An 882-nucleotide genomic window follows, 5' to 3' on the forward strand; every position below is an offset into this window, starting at 1 on the left:
CCTGTGGAGAATTGGCGCAATCAGGCCGTTCCGTGAAGCAGGAACCCGCCGAAGCGACTACACAGGGGCTTGCCCTTGTGTAGCGCCGTAGGAATCTCCGGCATTCATGCCGGGGAGGATGTCAACGATACAGGCACGATCCGTCCAATGACCACTCCGGTCTGCACTCTCCCCGCTCGTATTCCTTCACCACCCCCTACTTCTTTACGGTGGCGTATTACGAGAAAAAATAGCCGGTGGATCGCGATTTAGTGCGGGAGACAACAGGTGTGCGCAGAAGTCTATGGCTCCTCCACCAGCACCATACCGGGGTTATGTCACTGTGACGAAACTCACCCTAAGCCAAGTCTGATCCTGAAAACCGTATCATGCAATCTACCTTGATCCTGAAACCCGGTAAAAACCATGAAACTGGAACAGCTTTTCCGTACTGAGTCCGTACGGAGGAAAAACCCGTCTGATTATTTCTCTAACTACTTGATTTTATTGGCGTCCCCACGGGGATTCGAACCCCGGTTACCGCCGTGAAAGGGCGATGTCCTAGGCCTCTAGACGATGGGGACAGACACCTCGAAAGGTCAATATCTTTTGATCGATATTGTAGAGAAGCGCAATTCTATCTGACTTTTGCCGGTTTGCCAAGAGGATTGAACGGCTCTTTAAAATGACGTGCCAGACAAGCAATATACAGTTGTCCTGTTCAACCCCACACCGCGAGAATCCCCTCGCTTTCGCTGTCGCTTTGCGCACAAGGTGAGCCATGGGGAGGAAAGCGGGAAGTTGGTTTTGACTTAGATTTGTCTTGCATTATATATCTAGCATCTGTATAATTAGTACATGAGCGATTACACCATAAAATACAAGAGCAACCTGAACGTAGTT

General features: G+C 50.0%; 1 tRNA gene. It reads right to left on the reverse strand.

Features of this window, described 5'->3' with window-relative positions:
- Window positions 1-487: 487 nt before the first annotated feature.
- Window positions 488-563: transfer RNA gene (locus IV91_RS0114920), tRNA-Glu, on the reverse strand.
- Window positions 564-882 lie beyond the last annotated feature (319 nt).

This window comes from Ferrovum myxofaciens (assembly GCF_000735045.1).
Taxonomy (GTDB): domain Bacteria; phylum Pseudomonadota; class Gammaproteobacteria; order Burkholderiales; family Ferrovaceae; genus Ferrovum; species Ferrovum myxofaciens.